Origin of the sequence: Kitasatospora sp. NPDC056273, from assembly GCF_042268845.1 — a bacterium.
Classification (GTDB): domain Bacteria; phylum Actinomycetota; class Actinomycetes; order Streptomycetales; family Streptomycetaceae; genus Kitasatospora.
This window is the reverse complement of record NZ_JBHJSJ010000004.1, coordinates 186,019-203,132: the sequence shown is the minus strand read 5'-3', so window position 1 is coordinate 203,132 and position 17,114 is coordinate 186,019. Positions and strand designations below refer to the sequence as shown.

Genomic DNA, 17,114 nt, shown 5'->3' with positions numbered 1-17,114 from the left:
CGCGACCCCGCGCGGCGGCCGGCCGGCCGACCCGCCCCGGGCCCGTACTCGACCCTTGGAGTGGACGACCACCGACCGCCAGCCGGGCGGGGCACTCGGCTGACGGTGCTCCCGTTCGGTCCAGTCGGCCGCCGACCCGCGCGCGGCGGTACGAGGCGGGTGCTTACGGTGACGACGTTCCCCCACGGCCCCGTGGAGCAGCGCTCCGGCCCGGCCGAGCCGCGCTCCGGGGCCCTTCGCCACGGGGCCGTCCGCCCCAGAGAGGCGCCTGCGCCGATGACCGACACCCGACGGCCGCGACCGTCCGTTCCCCGCTCCGTTCGCGTCCCCCGCTCCGTCCGGGCGGCCTCCGCCGTACGGGTGGCCTCCGCCGCCCTCGCGCTGACCGGCCTGCTCGCCGTCTCCGCCTGCTCCGGGGAGTCGAAGCCCGCACGGCAGGCCGGTCCGGCGGTGACCGCCGAACCGGCCGCGCTCAGCCCGTCCGCCACACCGGGCGGCAGCCCCTCCGGCGGGGTGGTGCCGCTCACCACGGCCGTCACGACCCAGCTGGACGACGCGATCAAGCAGGTGATGGGCCAGGTCGCCATCCCCGGGGTGATCGTCGACTACGCCACCCCCGACGGCAGTTACCAGCGCGCCTTCGGCGTCGCCGACAAGGACGCGGGGACCCCGATGACCCCCGACCTGTACATGCGGATCGGCAGCGTCACCAAGACCTTCACCACCACCGCCGTCCTGCGGCTGGTGGACCAAGGCAAGCTCGGCCTGGACGACCCGGTCTCCAAGTACGTCCCGAACGTGCCCGGCGGCGACGGCATCACCCTGCGCCAGCTCGGCGACATGCGCAGCGGCCTGTTCAACTACACCCTGGACTCCGACTTCCAGCAGGCGTTCTTCAACGACCCGAGCCGTCCCTTCACCCCGGACCAGCTGCTCGCGTACGCGTTCAAGCACCCGGCGAACTTCCAGCCGGACGCCCAGTTCGAGTACTCCAACACCAACCTGATCGTGCTCGGCCTGGTCGTCGAGAAGGTCGGCGGGCAGCCGCTCCAGGACTTCCTGAACCAGCAGGTGTTCACCCCCGCCGGGCTCACCAAGACCAGCCTGCCGACCGACGCCGCCTTCCCCGACCCGCACGCCCACGGCTACACCAACCAGACGCTCACCGGCGCGGTCGAGGACGCCACCACCTGGAACCCGTCCTGGGGCTGGGCGGCCGGCGCCGCCATCTCCACCATCGCCGACTTCCGGACCTGGTCGAAGGTGCTGGCCACCGGCGAACCGCTGCTCAAGCCCGCCACCCAGGCGGAGCGGCTGAAGACCAAGGCCACCGGACCGACCCCCGACCTCGGCTACGGCTTCGGGGTGTTCACCACCCACGGGTGGATCGGCCACAACGGCTCGCTGCCCGGGTACGAGAGCGTGGTGCTCTACCTGCCGCAGGCGCAGGCCAGCCTCTCCATCATGCTCAACACCGACATCCTGCACGACGGTTCGGAGCCCTCGACGTTCGTGGCGCGGGCGATCACCCAGATCGTCTCGCCGAACAACGTCTACACGCTGCCCACCCCGCCCGCCTCGGGCTCGGCCTCCGCCTCCGCCTCCGCGTCTGCGTCTGCGTCTGCGTCTGCGTCTGCCACGGCCTCCCCCACCGCTTCGCCCTCGGTTTCCCCCACAGCCTCCCCGACCGCCTCCCCCACGGCCTCGCCGTCCCCGACGGCCTCGCCCACCGCGGGCGCCACCGCCACGCTGCACATCTCCTGACCCACCCGTTCCGACCGTACGGGAGGCCCGACCCGGCTCACCGGGTCGGGCCTCCGTCACGTCCTCGGCCTCCCGGTCCTCAGATCCCCAGCACCCTGCCGAGGTCGTACGAGACCGGCTCCTCCAGCTGCGCGTAGGTGCAGCTCTCCGGCGTGCGGTCCGGGCGCCAGCGGCGGAACTGCGCGGTGTGCCGGAACCGGGTGCCCTCCATGTGGTCGTACGCGACCTCGACCACCCGCTCGGGGCGCAGCGCGATCCAGGAGAGGTCCTTGCCGCCGGTCCAGCGACTGACCGCGCCGGGCAGCCGGCCCTCGGCGTGCGCGGCCTCGTCCGCCCAGCCGCCCCACGGGTGCCGGGACAGGTCGTCCATCCGCAACGGGGCCAGTTCCTCGGCGAGTTCGCGGCGGCGGGCCATCGGGAAGGCCGCGCAGACGCCGACGTGCTGCAGCCTGCCCCCGTCGTCGAAGATGCCGAGCAGCAGCGAGCCGACCACCGGGCCGCTCTTGTGCTCGCGGTAGCCGGCCACCACGCAGTCGGCGGTGCGCTCGTGCTTGATCTTGTACATGCTCCGCTCCCCCGGCCGGTACGGCTGATCCAGCGGTTTGGCGACCACCCCGTCCAGCCCGGCGCCCTCGAACTCGGCGAACCAGGTCCGGGCGAGGTCGAGGTCGGTGGCGGCGGGGGCGGTGAACACCGGGTCGGCGGCGTCGGCGAGCGCGGCCTCCAGAGCCGGGCGGCGCACCGACAGCGGCTCGTCCACCAGCGAGTCGTCCCCGAGGGCGAGCAGGTCGAAGGCGACGAAGGAGGCCGGGGTCCGCTCGGCGAGCAGCTTCACCCGGCTCGCGGCCGGGTGGATGCGCTCCAGCAGCTCCTCGAAGCGCAGCCGGCCGTCCCGGGCGATCACCACCTCGCCGTCCAGCACGCAGCGCGGCGGCAGCTCCCGCCGGAACGCCTCGACCAGCTCGGGGAAGTACCTGGTCAGCGGCTTGCCGGTACGGCTGCCGAGCTCCACCTCGTCGCCGTCGCGGAACACGATCGAACGGAAGCCGTCCCACTTGGCCTCGTACTGCATCCCGGGCGGGATCTTGGCCACCGACTTGGCGAGCATCGGCGCCACCGGTGGCATCACGGGCAGGTCCATGCGAACGATCCTCGCCCGCTTCGCCCCGGGGCGCGCGCCGGGCGCCCGGCCCTTAGCGTGAAGGGCATGGGCTCAGCCGTGGAACTGGAAGTCGCCGGGCGCACCGTCCGGCTGTCGAACCCGGACAAGGTGTACTACCCCGAACGCGGCTTCACCAAGCTGGACGTCGCGCAGTACTACCTGGCCGTCGCCGACGGGGTGCTGCGCGGACTGCGCGACCGGCCGACCACCCTGCAGCGCTTCCCCGACGGGGTGGACGGCGAGTTCTTCTACCAGAAGCGCGCGCCCAAGGGCCTGCCGGAGTGGCTGCCCACCGCCCGGATCGAGTTCCCCAGCGGCCGCTCCGCCGACGAGATCTGCCCCACCGAGCCGGCCGCCGTCCTGTGGGCCGCCAACCTGGGCTGCCTCACCTTCCACCCCTGGCCGGTGCGGCGCTCCGACACCGGCCACGTCGACGAACTGCGCATCGACCTCGACCCGCAGCCCGGCACCGACTTCCACGACGCCGTCCGCGCCGCCCACGAACTGCGCGCCCTGCTGGAGGAGTACGGGCTGCGCGGCTGGCCCAAGTCCTCCGGCGGGCGCGGCCTGCACGTGTACGTGCCGCTGGTGCCCGAGTGGACCTTCACCGACGGGCGGCACGCGGTGATCGCCCTCGGCCGGGTCCTGGAGCAGCGGATGCCCGGGAAGGTCACCACCGCCTGGTGGAAGGAGGAGCGCGGCGAACGGATCTTCGTCGACTACAACCAGATGGCCCGCGACCGCACCATCGCCTCCGCCTACTCCCTGCGCGCCCGCCCCCGCGCCACCGCCTCCGCCCCGCTGCGCTGGGAGGAACTGGACGACGCCGCCCCCGAGGACTTCGACCTGCGCACCGTCCCCGCCCGCTTCGCCGAACTCGGCGACCTCAACGCCGGGATGGACGGCCAGGCCTTCCGTCTGGAGCCCCTGCTGGAGCTGTACGACAAGCAGCTCCACGACGAGGGCCTCGGCGAACTCCCCTACCCGCCCGACCACCCCAAGGCCGCCGGCGAACCCACCCGGGTGCAACCGAGCCGGGCCAAGAAGAAGTAGGACGCTCCGTCCGCTCCGGAGCCTCAGCCCCGCGCACCCACCGGCGCCAGCTCGGCGACGACGCGGACGGCCTCGGCGATCTGCCCGTCCGTCAGGTCGCCCCGGGCGGTGAGGCGCAGGCGGGAGATGCCGTCCGGGACGGACGGCGGGCGGAAGCAGCCGACGGCGAGGCCCGCGCGGCGGCAGTCGGCGGCCCAGGCGACGGCGGCCTCCGGGCCCGGGGCGCGGACGGAGACCACCGCGGCCTGCGGCTCGCAGGCGTGCAGTCCGGCGGCGGTGAGCTGCCGGGCCAGGGTGCGGGCCACCTCGCGGGCGCGCTCGGCGCGGGCCGGCTCGGCGCGCAGCAGGCGCAGCGCGGCGAGGGCGGCCCCGGCGGCGGCCGGGGCGAGGCCAGTGTCGAAGATGAAGGTGCGGGCGGTCTCGGTGAGGTGCCGGATCACCCGGCGCGGGCCGAGGACGACGCCGCCCTGCGAGCCGAGCGACTTGGACAGGGTGGCGGTGGCCACCGTGTCCGGCTGCCCGGCCAGCCCGGCCGCGGCGAGCGCCCCGGTGCCGCCGGGGCCGAGCACGCCCAGCCCGTGCGCGTCGTCCACCAGCAGCGCGGCGCCGTGCGCGCGGACGGCCTGCGCCAGCGCGGGCAGCGGGGCCGCGTCGCCGTCCACCGAGAACACCGAGTCGGTGACCACCAGCGCCCGCCGCTGCGCCCGCCCGGCGAGCACCTCGGCCACCGCCGCCGGGTCGCTGTGCGGGGCCCGGTGGACGTCGGCGCGGGAGAGCCGGCAGCCGTCGATGAGGGAGGCGTGGTTGTAGGCGTCGGAGACGATCAGGGTGTCCGGGTCGGTGAGCGCGGTCAGCGCCGCGAGGTTGGCCGTGTACCCGGAGGAGAACACCAGCGCGGCCTCCACCCCGCAGAACTCGGCCAGCTCCTCCTCCAGTTCGCTGTGCAGCGCCGTCGTCCCGGTCACCAGCCGCGACCCCGTCGACCCCCCGCCCCACCGCAGCGCCGCGTCCGCCGCCGCCCGGGCGACCACCGGATGCCTGGTCAGCCCCAGGTAGTCGTTCCCCGCGAGGTCCAGCACCGCGTCGTCCGCCCCCCGACTGCGCAACGTCCGCGTCAGCCCGGCCTCCGCCCGCATCGCGGCCGTCTCGTCGAGCCAGTCGAAGACGTGCGCGGGGGCGGGAGCGGCGAGGACGGAGGGGCGCGGCTCGGCCGCGAGCGGATGGTTCATGCCCGGCACTCTGGCATGCCTCCGCGCGTCGGGCAATGTGCGGATCGGCACATATCGACGGGCCACTCCTGTCGTGATTCACCAGTTGTTAACCACATATCAATATCCAATTCATCGAATTCCTCGCCGCATAAATAGTAAGATCCATGCCGATCTTTACCTGGGGGGTATGGAAAAATGACCGACCTCGAATTCGAGCGCCGCATGAATCCGTGGCTCTTCGACGACAAGGGCAATCTGACCGAAGCCGCGAAGAAGCAGTTCCCGGACCTCGCCGGGGCCAACGCCGCCCCGGTCTCACTGGCCCCGGCGGGCGGCGGCAAGACCATCGCCGTGAACGCCGGCGCGCTCCAGCAGGCCGCGCAGAACGCCTTCGCCTTGCGGGACTCCGTCAAGACGGAGTGCGACCAGCCCGGCGAGCACGTCAACGCCGCCGCCGCGTCGCTCAAGGGCTGGAACCTCGGCGGCACGCTCACCGGCACCTGGGGCACCTGGAGCAACCAGTCCGCGAGCCTCCAGACCACCGTCGGCGAGGTCGGGACCAACCTGCAGACCACGGCCCGGAGTTACAGCAGGACCGACTCCGACATCCAGGCCAACTTCAACCAGACGCACGGCGCCACCAGCTAGTCACAGCACACACGGGGGAAGCAGCACCACCATGGTGACGTACAGTCAGCTCAATCAGGTCGACCTCGGCAGCCTCGCCTCCGCGGCGGGCGACTTCGAGAGCCTCGTCCGCAAGTGGGACCTCACCCAGCGGATGCAGAACGAGGTCATCGGCACCATCCAGCAGTCCGGCTGGCACGGCGACGCCGCCGGACTCGCCAACGCCAAGCTCACCTGGGCCCGCGACCAGATCCACGCCGCCTTCGAGGAGGCCTCGGCCCTGGCGAAGACACTGCGCGACGCCCACACCGAGATCACGGCCGCGAAGAACGACCTCACCACCGCGGTCCGGAACGCCACGGACGCCGGCCTCACCGTCGACGGCGAGGGCGCGGTCCACTGGCCGCCGCCCACCAACCAGGCGGACAAGAAGGACGCCGAGTACGCCAAGAGCTGGAAGGCCAAGGCCGAGACCGCCGCCAAGGCCATCGGCGACGCGATCGACCGCGCCACCGAGGCCGACCTCGACGCCTCCAGGGCCCTGGGCGACGACACCGGCAGCGACGGCACCGCGTTCAACGCCAACCCCGTCGGCGGAATCCCGGAGGAGGAGGCCAAGGCGGCCACCTACATCCTCAGCCTGGGCGACCAGGCCTCCGACGCCCAGCTCAAGCACCTCCAGGACATCCTGGACCACCACAAGAACGACCCGCGGTTCGCCACCTCCTTCTACGGCAACCAGGACCCGGCGACCTTCATGGCCAAGTACGGCGCGATGGCGCAGAGCGGCGACTACGCCAACAGCTCGGCCCGCACCGCGGCGATCAAGGGCATCCAGCAGGACCTGGGCCTCACCCTGGCCACCGCGACCGACACCAAGCAGCCGCTGCACGTCTCGGACGAGTGGGAGAAGAGGTTCCGCGCCGCCGGGGCCGCCCAGATCCCGCTCCGGCCCGGTGCCGACCCCGCGAAGAGCCCGTACGGCTACCAGATCATGGCCAACCTGCTGCGGAACGGGTCGTACGACGCGCACTTCCTGAACCCGATCGCCCAGCACGTCACCCAGCTGACCCAGGAGAACCCGACCCGCTGGGAGGTCCCGGCCTACCGCAGCGGCGGCTACCCGTTCGACGAGTTCAAGTTCATCGGCCAGCCGGACAAGGACGGCAACCTCAAGGGCTTCAACCCGCTGTCCGGCATCCTGGACGCGTTCGGCCACAGCCCCGAAGCCGCCACCAAGTTCTTCAACGACCCGGTCACCACCTACAACCCGGACGGCAGCGTCAAGAGCACCGGCGGCCAGAACACCTACTTCAAGCTGTTCACCGACTCCGGGAACAACTCCCTCCTCGTCGACATGAACTACCCGCTGCGCCCGCTCGAAGGCGGCCCGGCCGACCCGTCCAACGTCGGGCCGCTCGGACACGCCCTGGAGGCCGCCGCCACCGGCCGCGCCTGGGACGACACCCAGGGCAAGTACCCGCCGCACACGCCGGAGATGAGCGCGGTGATGCAGCAGGTCGTGCAGCGCTTCGGCAACGGCGACGGACCGAGCCTGCTGCACGGCGGGGTGTTCGCCGACCTCAACGGCAGCGTCGGCAACATGACCGCCAACTACATCGCGGACATCGAGAACTCCCTGGAGGGACCGGGCGCGAAGGAGCCGACTCCGGGCGTGGCACCCGCCCCGGGTGTCGCCACCGAGTTCGCGCAGAAGGACGTCCAGCGGCTCCTGCTGGCCGTCGGTCGGGACACGGACGCGTACGCCTCCATCGCCACCGCCCAGCAGGCCTACCAGACCGCCCAGATCCAGCAGGTCATGGCCCACCCGGAGCTCCACAAGGACCTGGGCATGTCGATCGAGAACGTGACCAAGCCGGGCGGGATCGTCACCGGCCTGATCACCAGCGCCATGTCGGACGAGATCTTCCACAACCACGCGGTCTCCGACCAGGAGGTCAACGACGCGATCGACGCGAAGAAGGACATCGCCAAGACCGTCTGGGACTACACCGGCGGCGTCGCGGCCGAGAAGATACCCAAGGTCGGCGGACTCATCAACGACCAGGTCGACGAGATCATGACCAACGTGGCGAACAGCTACCACGTCGACACGACCAACCAGGCGGCGGACGACGCCGGAACCAAGGTGGCCACCTCGGTCACCGGTTCCCAGCAGGCGGTCGTCGACGCCGTCAAGAGCGCCGGCCGCGACGCCGGGCTCGACCCGAACTACCTGAGCGAGCTGGCCCGCCAGGGCTCGGCCAGCCTCGACGCCGGCTGCAACACCGGCCATCGCCTCTTCCAACAGCAACAGGCGGCAGCAGCCGCCGCCAAGGAGTGATGACCCGTGGTCGACGTCGCACACGTCATCCCGCGTTCGCCCGACGACCCTCCGCCGCCGCCACCGTGGTGGCGGCGGCCCCGGGTGATGCGGCCCCTGGCCGGGGGCCTCGCCGTTGCCGCCGTCGTGGGGGGCGGGCTGTGGGCCTGGCAGCCGTGGCGGTCGTTGGAGATCGCGCAGAGTGCCTGCTGGTCCGCGCTGTCGAGGGACGACCTGAAGCCGCTGGCCGGGCGGTACGGGAAGGTGTACGAGACCGTGCCGCGGGCCCGGATCCAGACGCCGACCGCGCCGGACGAGCCCGGGATCCGCAGTACCGACTGCCGCGTCGTCTGGAATCCGGACGACGGCTCCGGAGGCTTCCTCCTCGAAGCCCAGGTCGCCCCCGCCTGGGACGGTGTCGACGCCGACCGCGCACGGGACACCGGGCAGCACCACGCCGTCGTCGACCTGGACTTCGGCCCCGGCGCGGTGGGGCTGGCCGGCGGCGACCCGGATCATCCCGTCCGGCTCTATGTGCGCTGCGACTTCCAGGTCCCCACGGCGGACAAGCCCGACCGCAAGGCCCCGCCGTACGTCCGCGTCGAGGTCGGTGGCGAACCGGTCGACGGAGTCTCCCCGGCCAAGGCACGCCAGGCGTACGCCGATGCCGCGTTGAAGATCGCCCGGGTCGCCGCCGCCGAGTACCAGTGCACCAACCAGGTGCAGCTGCCCGCCGCCGCCCCGGCCGTGCCGGAGCTGCCGAAGGAGAAGGCCGATGGCTGAGCGTCCGCGCCGCCGCGGAGTCCTGCCGATCGCGCTCGGCGCGGCGGTGCTCGTGGCCGGGGCCGGTGGCGGGCTCTGGTACGTCAAGCCCTGGCAGGGGGTGGACGTGCCGCAGAGCGCCTGCTGGAACGCGTTCACGCACGACGACCTCGCCACGCTGTCCGGCAAGGGCCACAAGACCCTCGCCTGGCAGGACGAGAAGGCGCTCACGGACCGGGAGTACCCCCACGACCCCGCCTGCAACGTCACGTGGAAGGGCGACAGCTCGCTGAGCCACGCGGTCGCGAGCATCGCCACCCGAATTCGCGACGAGAAGTTCCAGCGGGCGAAGACCAAGGCCGAGGCGACGGGCTGGGAACCGAACCTTCCCGTGTCACTGGACTTCGGCCCGGGAGCCCAGGGCTGGTTGTTCCACGAGGGCACCGTGCAGCTGCTGCTGCGCTGCGACTACCTGGAGCAGAACGGACAGCCGTCCAGTTGGCCGTACCGCGAGATCGCGATCACCGGCGACCGCTGGTCCTCGGACACTCCTGTCACCGAGGTCCACCGGATCCGGATCGCCGCCGCCCTGCGCACCGCGAAGGCGATCGTCCGCGCCCAGGGCTGCACGAACGCGCCGCAGCTGGCCGAGCAGCCGCCCACCGCTCCCTTCTGACCCGTCAGTCGCTGCCCCTCGGGTGATGTCGCCGGTCATCCGCTCCGGCGGCTGTTCGGGAGTGCTCCCGAACAGCCGCCGGAAGAGGCGGTCAGAGCGGCAGGCTCTGCCAGGGGTCGAAGGTGGTGGGGGTGGTGGCCGTGCGGAGGTACACCCGGCCGTCGGTGCCGATGGCGAAGAGGTGGAGGACGCCGGTGCCGTCGGTGAGGGCGGCCGGGTGGTCGAGGACGGTGCCGCCGAGGTCCTGCCAGGGGCCGTAGCCGCTGTCGGGGGCGGTCTGGGCGGTGGTGCTGACGCCGCCGGCGGCGTTGCGTTCGAACAGGACGACGCGGCCGGCGAGGGTGGCCGCGGCCGGTTCGCCGACGCCGCCGTGGCCGCCGAGGGGGGCCGGGGTCCGGCTCCACGGTCCGCCGGGCCGGGTCTGGTAGCTGACCAGCACCGCGCCGGTGCCGACCTCGCGGTAGGCGAGCTCGATGCGGCCGTCCTGGTCGAGGGCGGCCTTGGGCGGGCTGGCCGGGCGGGCGTCCGGGATCGGGTCGGGGCCGGTGAGGGCGCCGTTCGGGGTGCTCTGGTGCCAGCCGAGGACGGCGGTGCGGGTGGCGGCGAACACCTCGATCGCCCCGGCGCCGTTGCGGATCGCGGTGACCGGGTCCTGGAGGTCGGTGCCGCCGAAGTCCGTCCAGGTGCCCGTCCACACCCCGCCCGGGGTGGTCTGCCGGATGCCGCTGAGGCCGCCGCCGCCGTTCTTGACGAAGAGTTCCAGCCGCCCGTCCAGGGAGTTGGCGACGGCGGGTACGCCGACCTGGTCCTCGTTGCCGAGCCCGGTGTTGGGGTTGCCGTGGTCGGCCCAGCTGTCCCACCAGCGGCCGTTGGGCACGGCCTGCGGCAGGGAGAGGAGGTGGTGGTCGGTGAGGCGGCGGGCGAAGACCTCCAGCCGGCCGTCGGCGTTGGTGCCGACGGCGATGCCGGGGGCGATCCGCCCGCCGGGGTCGGCCATCCGGAGCGGGCCGCCCCAGCTGCCGTCGGCCTGGCGCCAGTAGGTGTGGAGGGCGCCGGCCCGGACGACGAAGACCTGCGGCCGGCCGTCCTGGTTGAGCCCGGCCCAGGAGGTGCCGCGCGACCAGCGGTAGTACATCCGGGAGAACCAGAGGGCGGAGTAGTTCCCGTCGGAGTGGTCGTGGCCGGCGTACTCGGAGAAGTACACGCCCTTGGCGCCGGCCGTCGCCGGGTCGAGGTTCACCGGGGCGTCGCCGATGTTGTAGTCCCGGTAGTTCACCTGGATCAGGTTGCCGCCGTAGAGGCCGGCGGCCTGGCCGGCGAACTTCGCGGCGGCGACGTGGTCGGAGTGGTCACCGGAGTAGCGGCGGTCCGGGAGTTCGTCCTGGGCCCGGAGCACGGTCGGCCGGTAGGTCGCCATCAGCTGGCGCAGTACTTCGACGACGTCGGCGGCCGTGTAGGTGGACGGCCCGGACAGCGGGCTGTCCTTCGGGACGACGGTGGTGTCGGTGCCGCCGTTCAGCACGCCGCCGAGCCGGGCGTCGTGCAGGTTGAGGAAGATCAGGTGCACCGGCCGGCCCTTGAGGACGTACCGTTCGACCTGCTTGCCGGCGACCGTCCAGGCCTCGGCCGTCCAGTGCCCGACCTCGTCGGTGGCCGGGTCGGTGTCGCCGACCCCGGTCATCCGGGAGTAGGCGTTGACGGCGCCCATCTGCCGGTTCCAGGTGCGCAGCGGTTCGCCGGCGGTGTCCCAGCAGACGGTGGCGCAGGGGTCGCCGGTCGCGTTCCCCGCGGTGACGAAGACGGTGACGGACGGCGTGCCGTCGGCGAGGGCGTTGGAGAGGTCCGGGTTCATGAAGAGGATGTCGTCGTCCTCGTGCGCGACGATCTGCATGAACAGCGGTCCGGAGCCGGTGGCCGCGGCTCCGGGAACGGCTGCGGCTCCGGGCACGGCTCCGGGTTCGGCCGCGGCCGCGCGGGTCGCCGTCGCCTTGGTCAGGACGGGTGCGGCGAGGGCGGTGAGCGCGACGGAGGCGAGGAGTTGTCGTCGTCCGATTGCCATGGGATCCCCCAATTCGAGATCGGGACGTGAGCATGCCAGAAGGAGGTTAACCCATCCCCGGGTCCACAATGCCGTGCGCCGCATTCCGTGAACGTGTCGTACTGGAAAGACAGTTGACGCACGCTCAAACGTCTTCGCCCACTTCCTTCCCGGTATCCTCGTTTCCGGACGAACCCGTTCCTCCGTCGGGCCGCACACCCCGGCCGACCACGGCGTTTCCCCCGTTCCCGCCGGTTTCCCTCCGCTTTCCCGCCGGTCCGCCGCACGGTTTCCCACCGGCTTCCCCCCGGTTTCCCCCTGGTCCACCGCGCGCTTTACCGCCGGTCCGCCGCGACGCCCCGGAGCGGGACGGACGCCCCGCCGCCGTCCCGTACCGCGTGATCGACGTCCGCGGAATCCCGTCCGGCCCTCCCCTCGCGGCACCGGGCTTTGCCCGGGGTGGCGGCGAGCAGGCAAGATAGCCGGGTGACCCTCCTTGATCTGATGCCGAAGCCCGCCACCCCCGACGCGCTGTACGAGACGTTCGCAGCCTGGTCGGAGGAGCGCGGGATCACGCTGTACCCGGCACAGGAGGAGGCGCTGATCGAGCTGGTGTCGGGGAACAACGTGATCCTCGCGACGCCGACCGGGTCGGGCAAGAGCCTGGTGGCGGCGGGGGCGCACTTCGCCGCGCTGGCGGAGGGGAAGCGGACCTTCTACACCGCGCCGATCAAGGCGCTGGTCTCGGAGAAGTTCTTCGACCTGGTGAAGATGTTCGGCACCGAACAGGTCGGCATGATGACCGGCGACGCGAGCGTGAACCCGACCGCGCCGATCATCTGCTGCACCGCCGAGGTACTCGCCCAGATCGCGCTGCGCGACGGCACCCGGGCGGACATCGGCCAGGTGGTCATGGACGAGTTCCACTTCTACGCGGAGCCGGACCGCGGCTGGGCCTGGCAGATCCCGCTGCTGGAGCTGCCGCAGGCGCAGTTCCTGCTGATGTCCGCGACGCTCGGCGACGTCCGCCGCTTCGAGGAGGACCTGACCCGCCGCACCGGCCGGCCGACCACGGTGGTGCGCAACGCGACCCGCCCGGTGCCGCTGTTCTACGAGTACCGCCGCACCTCGATGCACGAGACCCTGGAGGAGCTGCTGCAGACCGGCCAGGCGCCGGTCTACGTCGTGCACTTCACCCAGAAGGAGGCGGTGGACCGGGCCCAGTCGCTGATGAGCATCAACATGTGCTCGAAGGCGGAGAAGGAGGCCATCGCCGACCTGATCGGCGGCTTCCGCTTCACCACCAAGTTCGGCCGCAACCTGTCCCGTTACGTGCGCCACGGCATCGGCGTGCACCACGCGGGCATGCTGCCGAAGTACCGCCGGCTGGTCGAACGCCTCGCCCAGGCGGGCCTGTTGAAGGTCATCTGCGGCACCGACACGCTCGGCGTCGGCGTCAATGTGCCGATCCGCACGGTGCTGTTCACCGCCCTGTCCAAGTACGACGGGCAGCGCGTGCGCATCCTGCGCGCCCGCGAGTTCCACCAGATCGCCGGCCGGGCCGGCCGGGCCGGCTTCGACACCGTCGGCCAGGTGGTGGCCCAGGCGCCGGAGCACGTGATCGAGAACGACAAGGCGATCGCCAAGGCCGGGGACGACCCGAAGAAGAAGCGCAAGGTCGTCCGGAAGAAGGCCCCGGAGGGCTTCGTCGGCTGGACCGAGGAGACCTTCGACAAGCTGATCGGCGCCGACCCGGAGCCGCTGGTCTCCCGGTTCAAGGTGAGCCACGCGATGCTGCTGTCGGTGATCGGCCGCCCGGGCAACGCCTTCGAGGCGATGCGCAAGCTGCTCACCGACAACCACGAGGACCGGGCCGCGCAGCGCCGGCACATCCGCACCGCGATCGCCATCTACCGCTCGCTGCTGGAGGGCGGCGTGGTGGAGCGGCTGCCGGAGCCGGACGCCGAGGGCCGGATCGTCCGCCTCACCCTGGACCTCCAGGAGAACTTCGCGCTCAACCAGCCGCTGTCCACCTTCGCGCTGGCCTCCTTCGAACTGCTCGACCCGACCTCGCCCTCGTACGCGATGGACGTCGTCTCCATCGTCGAGGCGACCCTGGACGACCCGCGCCAGATCCTCGCCGCGCAGCAGAACAAGGCCCGCGGCGAGGCCGTCGGCGAGATGAAGCGCGACGGCATCGAGTACGAGGAGCGGATGGAGCGGCTCCAGGAGATCACCTACCCGAAGCCGCTGGAGGAGCTGCTCACCCACGCCTACGAGGTGTACCGCCGGGCGCACCCGTGGATCGGCGACCACCAGCTCCAGCCGAAGTCGGTGGTCCGCGACCTGTACGAGCGGGCGATGACCTTCTCGGACTACGTCGGCTTCTACGAGCTGGCCCGCACCGAGGGCATCGTGCTGCGCTACCTGGCCGGCGCGTACAAGGCGCTGGAGCAGACCGTCCCCGAGGACGTGAAGACCGACGACCTCAAGGACGTCATCGCCTGGCTCGGCGAGCTGGTCCGCCAGGTCGACTCCAGCCTGCTCGACGAGTGGGAGCAGCTGGCCAACCCGACCGAGCCGCAGGCCGCCGAGGTGCGGCTGGACGACAAGCCCGCGCCGGTCACCGCCAACGCCCGCGCCTTCCGCGTCCTGGTGCGCAACGAGATGTTCCGCCGGGTCGAGCTGTGCGCGCTGGAGCACTACGAGGAGCTCGCCGACCTGGACGGCGAGTACGGCTGGGACGCGGACCGCTGGGCGGACGCCATGGACGGGTACTGGGAGGAGTACGACGACCTCGGCACCGGCCCGGACGCGCGCGGCCCGAAGATGCTGCTCATCGAGGAGGAGGACTCCTCCTGGCGGGTCCGGCAGATCTTCGACGACCCGGAGGGCGACCACGACTGGGGCATCAGCGCCGAGGTCGACCTGTACGGCTCGGACGAGGAGGGCCGCGCGGTGCTGCGGGTGACCTCGGTGGACCGGCTCGGCGGCTGAGCCGGCTGTACGTCGACGCCGGATGTACGTCGACGCCCCCGGAAGCTTCGGCTTCCGGGGGCGTCGTCACGTCAGGACGGGCCGCTGTCGCAGCCGGGGAGCGCCGTCACATCCAGGCGAACGGCGAGCCCGCCGCGTAGGAGAGCGCCCGGGTGGCCTCGTCCAGGGTCTGCTCGGTGCTGGGCGCCGCGCCGGTGGCCGGCTGGCCGGGCGTGGTCGGCGCCCCGGTGCCGCTCGGGGCGGAGCCCGCCGGGCGGCCGTCGCCGGGCCGCGAGCTGGTGACCGTCACGTAGTGCCCGACCGCCTCGACCCGCGGGTCGCCGCCCTGCTTGGCGCCCGGGGCCTGGACGGGGCCGGTGGTGGTGTCGGCGAGCATGAAGGCGACCGCCCCGGGCTTGGTCCGCAGGGCGTCGGCGGCCCTGGCGGCGGAGGGCTGGTCGGGGAAGCGCAGCAGGGTGACGCTGCTGAGCACCGGGTGGTCCTGGCCGCTGAAGCTGACGGTCAGGTAGCCCTGGCAGCCGGTGTCCTTCAGCGGGTCCTGGCCGCGGTCCTGGAGCACCTCGACGCAGTTCTCGCCCTGCCGGACGCCGTTGCGCCGCGCCTTGAAGGCGCCGACCTCGACCGGCCGCTGGGCGGGGAAGAGGTTGTCGACGTTGAGGGCCTCGGGGTCGGTGCGCGGCGGCGGCGCGCCCACCACGCGCGGTGTCGCGGACGAGTCCTTGGTGGACGGGCCGAGCCCGGGTATGTAGTCGCCGGGCATCGGGCGGGTGATGAGCCATCCGCCGGCCGCGACCACTCCGACGACGACGATCCAGCCGGCCGCTCGACGGCCCGTCAGCCGGCGGCCCCGCCTGAGGTCCGTCCCCCCGTCGGTGTCGGCGCCCCCGCCGGTCCGCTGCCCTGCCCGGTCGTCCCGGCCTTCTCCCGGAGTCGGGGTGTGCTCCCCCTGCGTGGTCATGGCGCAGATTCTAAGCACCCCCGGCGTGGCGTGGATCACGGGGTCGGGGGTTGTGGATCATCGTCCGCCGGAGCCCGCCACCGGCCCGCCGCCGGTCGGCCGCCGGCCGTCCGGCACCCCGCTCGCCATCCCGATCGCTACCGGCCGGTAACCGGAGGTCCGGCCCCGCGTCAAGCTCGTGACCAGCGGCGGAGCCGTGACCTTCGACACTGTGGCAATCGGCACATCCTCACACCGATCTTCTGGCGGGTTTGCTCTGGCGCCGCTCGATCGCCACCAGGCAGGATCGCCCCATGGATCTGCTCGATACCCTCACCGCCAAGGGCCTGCGCGGCGAAGTCCCGACCCGCGAGGAGGCCCTGGCCGTCCTCGCCACCACCGACGACGAGCTGCTCGACGTGGTCGCCGCCGCCGGCAAGGTGCGCCGCCGCTGGTTCGGCCGCCGGGTCAAGCTCAACTACCTGGTGAACCTGAAGAGCGGGCTCTGCCCGGAGGACTGCTCGTACTGCTCGCAGCGGCTCGGGTCCAAGGCCGAGATCCTCAAGTACACCTGGCTCAAGCCGGACCAGGCCGCCGACGCCGCCCGCGCCGGGGTGGCCGGCGGCGCCAAGCGGGTCTGCCTGGTCGCCAGCGGCCGCGGCCCGACGGACCGCGACATCGACCGGGTCACCGACACCATGGCCGCCATCAAGGACGCCGACCCCGAGGTCGAGATCTGCGTCTGCCTCGGCCTGCTCTCCGACAACCAGGCGGAGCGGCTCAAGGCGGCCGGCGCCGACGCCTACAACCACAACCTCAACACCTCCGAGGGCACCTACGGGACCATCACCAAGACCCACACCTACGCGGACCGGGTCGACACGGTGCAGAAGGCGCACGGCGCCGGGCTGTCCGCCTGCTCCGGCCTGATCGCCGGCATGGGCGAGAGCGACGAGGACCTGGTCGACGTCGTCTTCGCGCTGCGCGAGCTGGGCTCGGACTCCGTCCCCGTCAACTTCCTGATCCCGTTCGAGGGCACCCCGCTCGCCAAGGAGTGGAACCTCACCCCGCAGCGCTGCCTGCGCATCCTGGCGATGGTCCGCTTCGTCAACCCGGACACCGAGGTGCGGATCGCGGGCGGGCGCGAGGTGCACCTGCGCTCGATGCAGCCGCTCGGCCTGCACATCGCCAACTCCATCTTCCTCGGCGACTACCTGACCAGCGAGGGCCAGGCCGGGCAGACCGACCTCGACATGATCAAGGACGCCGGCTTCGAGGTCGAGGGCGCCGGCGAGGCCACCCTGCCGCGCCACCGCGCGGACGTCGCCGAGGCCGCCCAGGCCGGCCACGCCTCCGGCGGCTGCGGCAGCGCGGCCTCCGCGTGCGGAAGCGGCGGCGGCTGCGGGCCGTGCGGCGGGCACGCCCACGCCCCGTCCGCACCGGCCGGGGAGGCGTCCGAGGCATCGGACGACGAGCTCCGCGGCGACCTGGTGAAGGTCCGCCGCCGCGGCGCCGGCACCGAACTCGCGCCCAACGCCTGACAGTTCCGACTCCTCCGGAGAAC

The 17,114-nt window shown here is 72.4% G+C and carries 12 protein-coding genes; 8 read left to right on the top strand and 4 right to left on the bottom strand.

The features are described from left to right. The first annotated feature begins 276 nt into the window (after positions 1 to 276). Positions 277 to 1,764 carry a serine hydrolase domain-containing protein gene (locus ACFCY1_RS05465; protein ID WP_375873618.1) on the top strand — a complete coding sequence of 496 codons (1,488 nt, stop codon included), beginning with the start codon at positions 277 to 279 and terminating at the stop codon, positions 1,762 to 1,764. A gap of 79 nt (positions 1,765 to 1,843) precedes the next feature. On the opposite strand, the gene ACFCY1_RS05460 is transcribed toward ACFCY1_RS05465, so the two are convergent. Beyond that, a complete protein-coding gene (locus tag ACFCY1_RS05460) occupies positions 1,844 to 2,905 on the bottom strand; it encodes an ATP-dependent DNA ligase (protein WP_375873617.1) in 1,062 nt (353 codons plus the stop codon). 66 nt (positions 2,906 to 2,971) lie between these two features. On the opposite strand from ACFCY1_RS05460, the gene ligD reads away from it, so the two are divergent. Beyond that, positions 2,972 to 3,979, top strand: a complete 1,008-nt coding sequence (gene ligD / locus ACFCY1_RS05455; protein WP_181970480.1) for a non-homologous end-joining DNA ligase — start codon at positions 2,972 to 2,974, stop codon at positions 3,977 to 3,979. A 23-nt stretch (positions 3,980 to 4,002) separates the two neighbouring features. Here ligD and ACFCY1_RS05450 read toward each other — a convergent pair whose 3' ends face one another. After that, complete coding sequence (locus ACFCY1_RS05450; RefSeq protein ID WP_375873616.1) at positions 4,003 to 5,208, bottom strand: 8-amino-7-oxononanoate synthase; 1,206 nt, start codon at positions 5,206 to 5,208, stop codon at positions 4,003 to 4,005. Between the two features lie 177 nt (positions 5,209 to 5,385). On the opposite strand from ACFCY1_RS05450, the gene ACFCY1_RS05445 reads away from it, so the two are divergent. From ACFCY1_RS05445 to ACFCY1_RS05430, 4 genes are read left to right on the top strand one after another with little or no spacing between them, the layout of a single operon-like run. Beyond that, on the top strand, positions 5,386 to 5,838 hold the full coding sequence (locus tag ACFCY1_RS05445; protein ID WP_375873615.1) for a hypothetical protein: 453 nt from the start codon (positions 5,386 to 5,388) through the stop codon (positions 5,836 to 5,838). Positions 5,839 to 5,869: 31 nt separating this feature from the next. After that, on the top strand, positions 5,870 to 8,161 hold the full coding sequence (locus ACFCY1_RS05440; RefSeq protein WP_375873614.1) for a hypothetical protein: 2,292 nt from the start codon (positions 5,870 to 5,872) through the stop codon (positions 8,159 to 8,161). A 6-nt stretch (positions 8,162 to 8,167) separates the two neighbouring features. Beyond that, positions 8,168 to 8,923, top strand: a complete 756-nt coding sequence (locus tag ACFCY1_RS05435) for a hypothetical protein (protein ID WP_375873613.1) — start codon at positions 8,168 to 8,170, stop codon at positions 8,921 to 8,923. Further along, positions 8,916 to 9,578: a hypothetical protein gene (locus ACFCY1_RS05430; RefSeq protein ID WP_375873612.1), complete on the top strand. Its 663-nt coding sequence runs from the start codon at positions 8,916 to 8,918 to the stop codon at positions 9,576 to 9,578. Before ACFCY1_RS05435 ends, ACFCY1_RS05430 begins: the two co-directional genes overlap by 8 nt. Before the next feature lie 91 nt (positions 9,579 to 9,669). Here the strand turns inward: ACFCY1_RS05430 and ACFCY1_RS05425 are convergent, their stop codons facing one another. After that, positions 9,670 to 11,637, bottom strand: a complete 1,968-nt coding sequence (locus tag ACFCY1_RS05425) for a PIG-L family deacetylase (protein ID WP_375873611.1) — start codon at positions 11,635 to 11,637, stop codon at positions 9,670 to 9,672. 483 nt (positions 11,638 to 12,120) lie between these two features. Between ACFCY1_RS05425 and ACFCY1_RS05420 the strand changes: the two genes are divergently transcribed. Next, entirely contained in the window at positions 12,121 to 14,613 is a 2,493-nt protein-coding gene (locus tag ACFCY1_RS05420; RefSeq protein WP_369808340.1) for a DEAD/DEAH box helicase, read from the top strand. Between the two features lie 106 nt (positions 14,614 to 14,719). Here the strand turns inward: ACFCY1_RS05420 and ACFCY1_RS05415 are convergent, their stop codons facing one another. Further along, on the bottom strand, positions 14,720 to 15,571 hold the full coding sequence (locus ACFCY1_RS05415) for a hypothetical protein (RefSeq protein ID WP_143204601.1): 852 nt from the start codon (positions 15,569 to 15,571) through the stop codon (positions 14,720 to 14,722). Between the two features lie 293 nt (positions 15,572 to 15,864). Between ACFCY1_RS05415 and bioB the strand changes: the two genes are divergently transcribed. After that, positions 15,865 to 17,091, top strand: coding sequence for a biotin synthase BioB (gene bioB / locus ACFCY1_RS05410; protein ID WP_375873610.1), 1,227 nt, complete (start codon positions 15,865 to 15,867; stop codon positions 17,089 to 17,091). Positions 17,092 to 17,114 lie beyond the last annotated feature (23 nt).

Excerpts from the sequence above, each read along its gene's own strand:
- ACFCY1_RS05420 (WP_369808340.1), top strand. The coding sequence starts at position 12,121 with ATGCCGAAGCCCGCCACCCCCGACGCGCTGTACGAGACGTTCGCAGCC.
- ACFCY1_RS05440 (WP_375873614.1), top strand. The coding sequence starts at position 5,870 with ATGGTGACGTACAGTCAGCTCAATCAGGTCGACCTCGGCAGCCTCGCC.
- ACFCY1_RS05450 (WP_375873616.1), bottom strand. The coding sequence starts at position 5,208 with ATGAACCATCCGCTCGCGGCCGAGCCGCGCCCCTCCGTCCTCGCCGCT.
- ACFCY1_RS05465 (WP_375873618.1), top strand. The coding sequence starts at position 277 with ATGACCGACACCCGACGGCCGCGACCGTCCGTTCCCCGCTCCGTTCGC.
- bioB (WP_375873610.1), top strand. The coding sequence starts at position 15,865 with ATGGATCTGCTCGATACCCTCACCGCCAAGGGCCTGCGCGGCGAAGTC.
- ligD (WP_181970480.1), top strand. The coding sequence starts at position 2,972 with ATGGGCTCAGCCGTGGAACTGGAAGTCGCCGGGCGCACCGTCCGGCTG.
- ACFCY1_RS05460 (WP_375873617.1), bottom strand. The coding sequence starts at position 2,905 with ATGGACCTGCCCGTGATGCCACCGGTGGCGCCGATGCTCGCCAAGTCG.
- ACFCY1_RS05445 (WP_375873615.1), top strand. The coding sequence starts at position 5,386 with ATGACCGACCTCGAATTCGAGCGCCGCATGAATCCGTGGCTCTTCGAC.
- ACFCY1_RS05425 (WP_375873611.1), bottom strand. The coding sequence starts at position 11,637 with ATGGCAATCGGACGACGACAACTCCTCGCCTCCGTCGCGCTCACCGCC.
- ACFCY1_RS05430 (WP_375873612.1), top strand. The coding sequence starts at position 8,916 with ATGGCTGAGCGTCCGCGCCGCCGCGGAGTCCTGCCGATCGCGCTCGGC.
- ACFCY1_RS05415 (WP_143204601.1), bottom strand. The coding sequence starts at position 15,571 with ATGACCACGCAGGGGGAGCACACCCCGACTCCGGGAGAAGGCCGGGAC.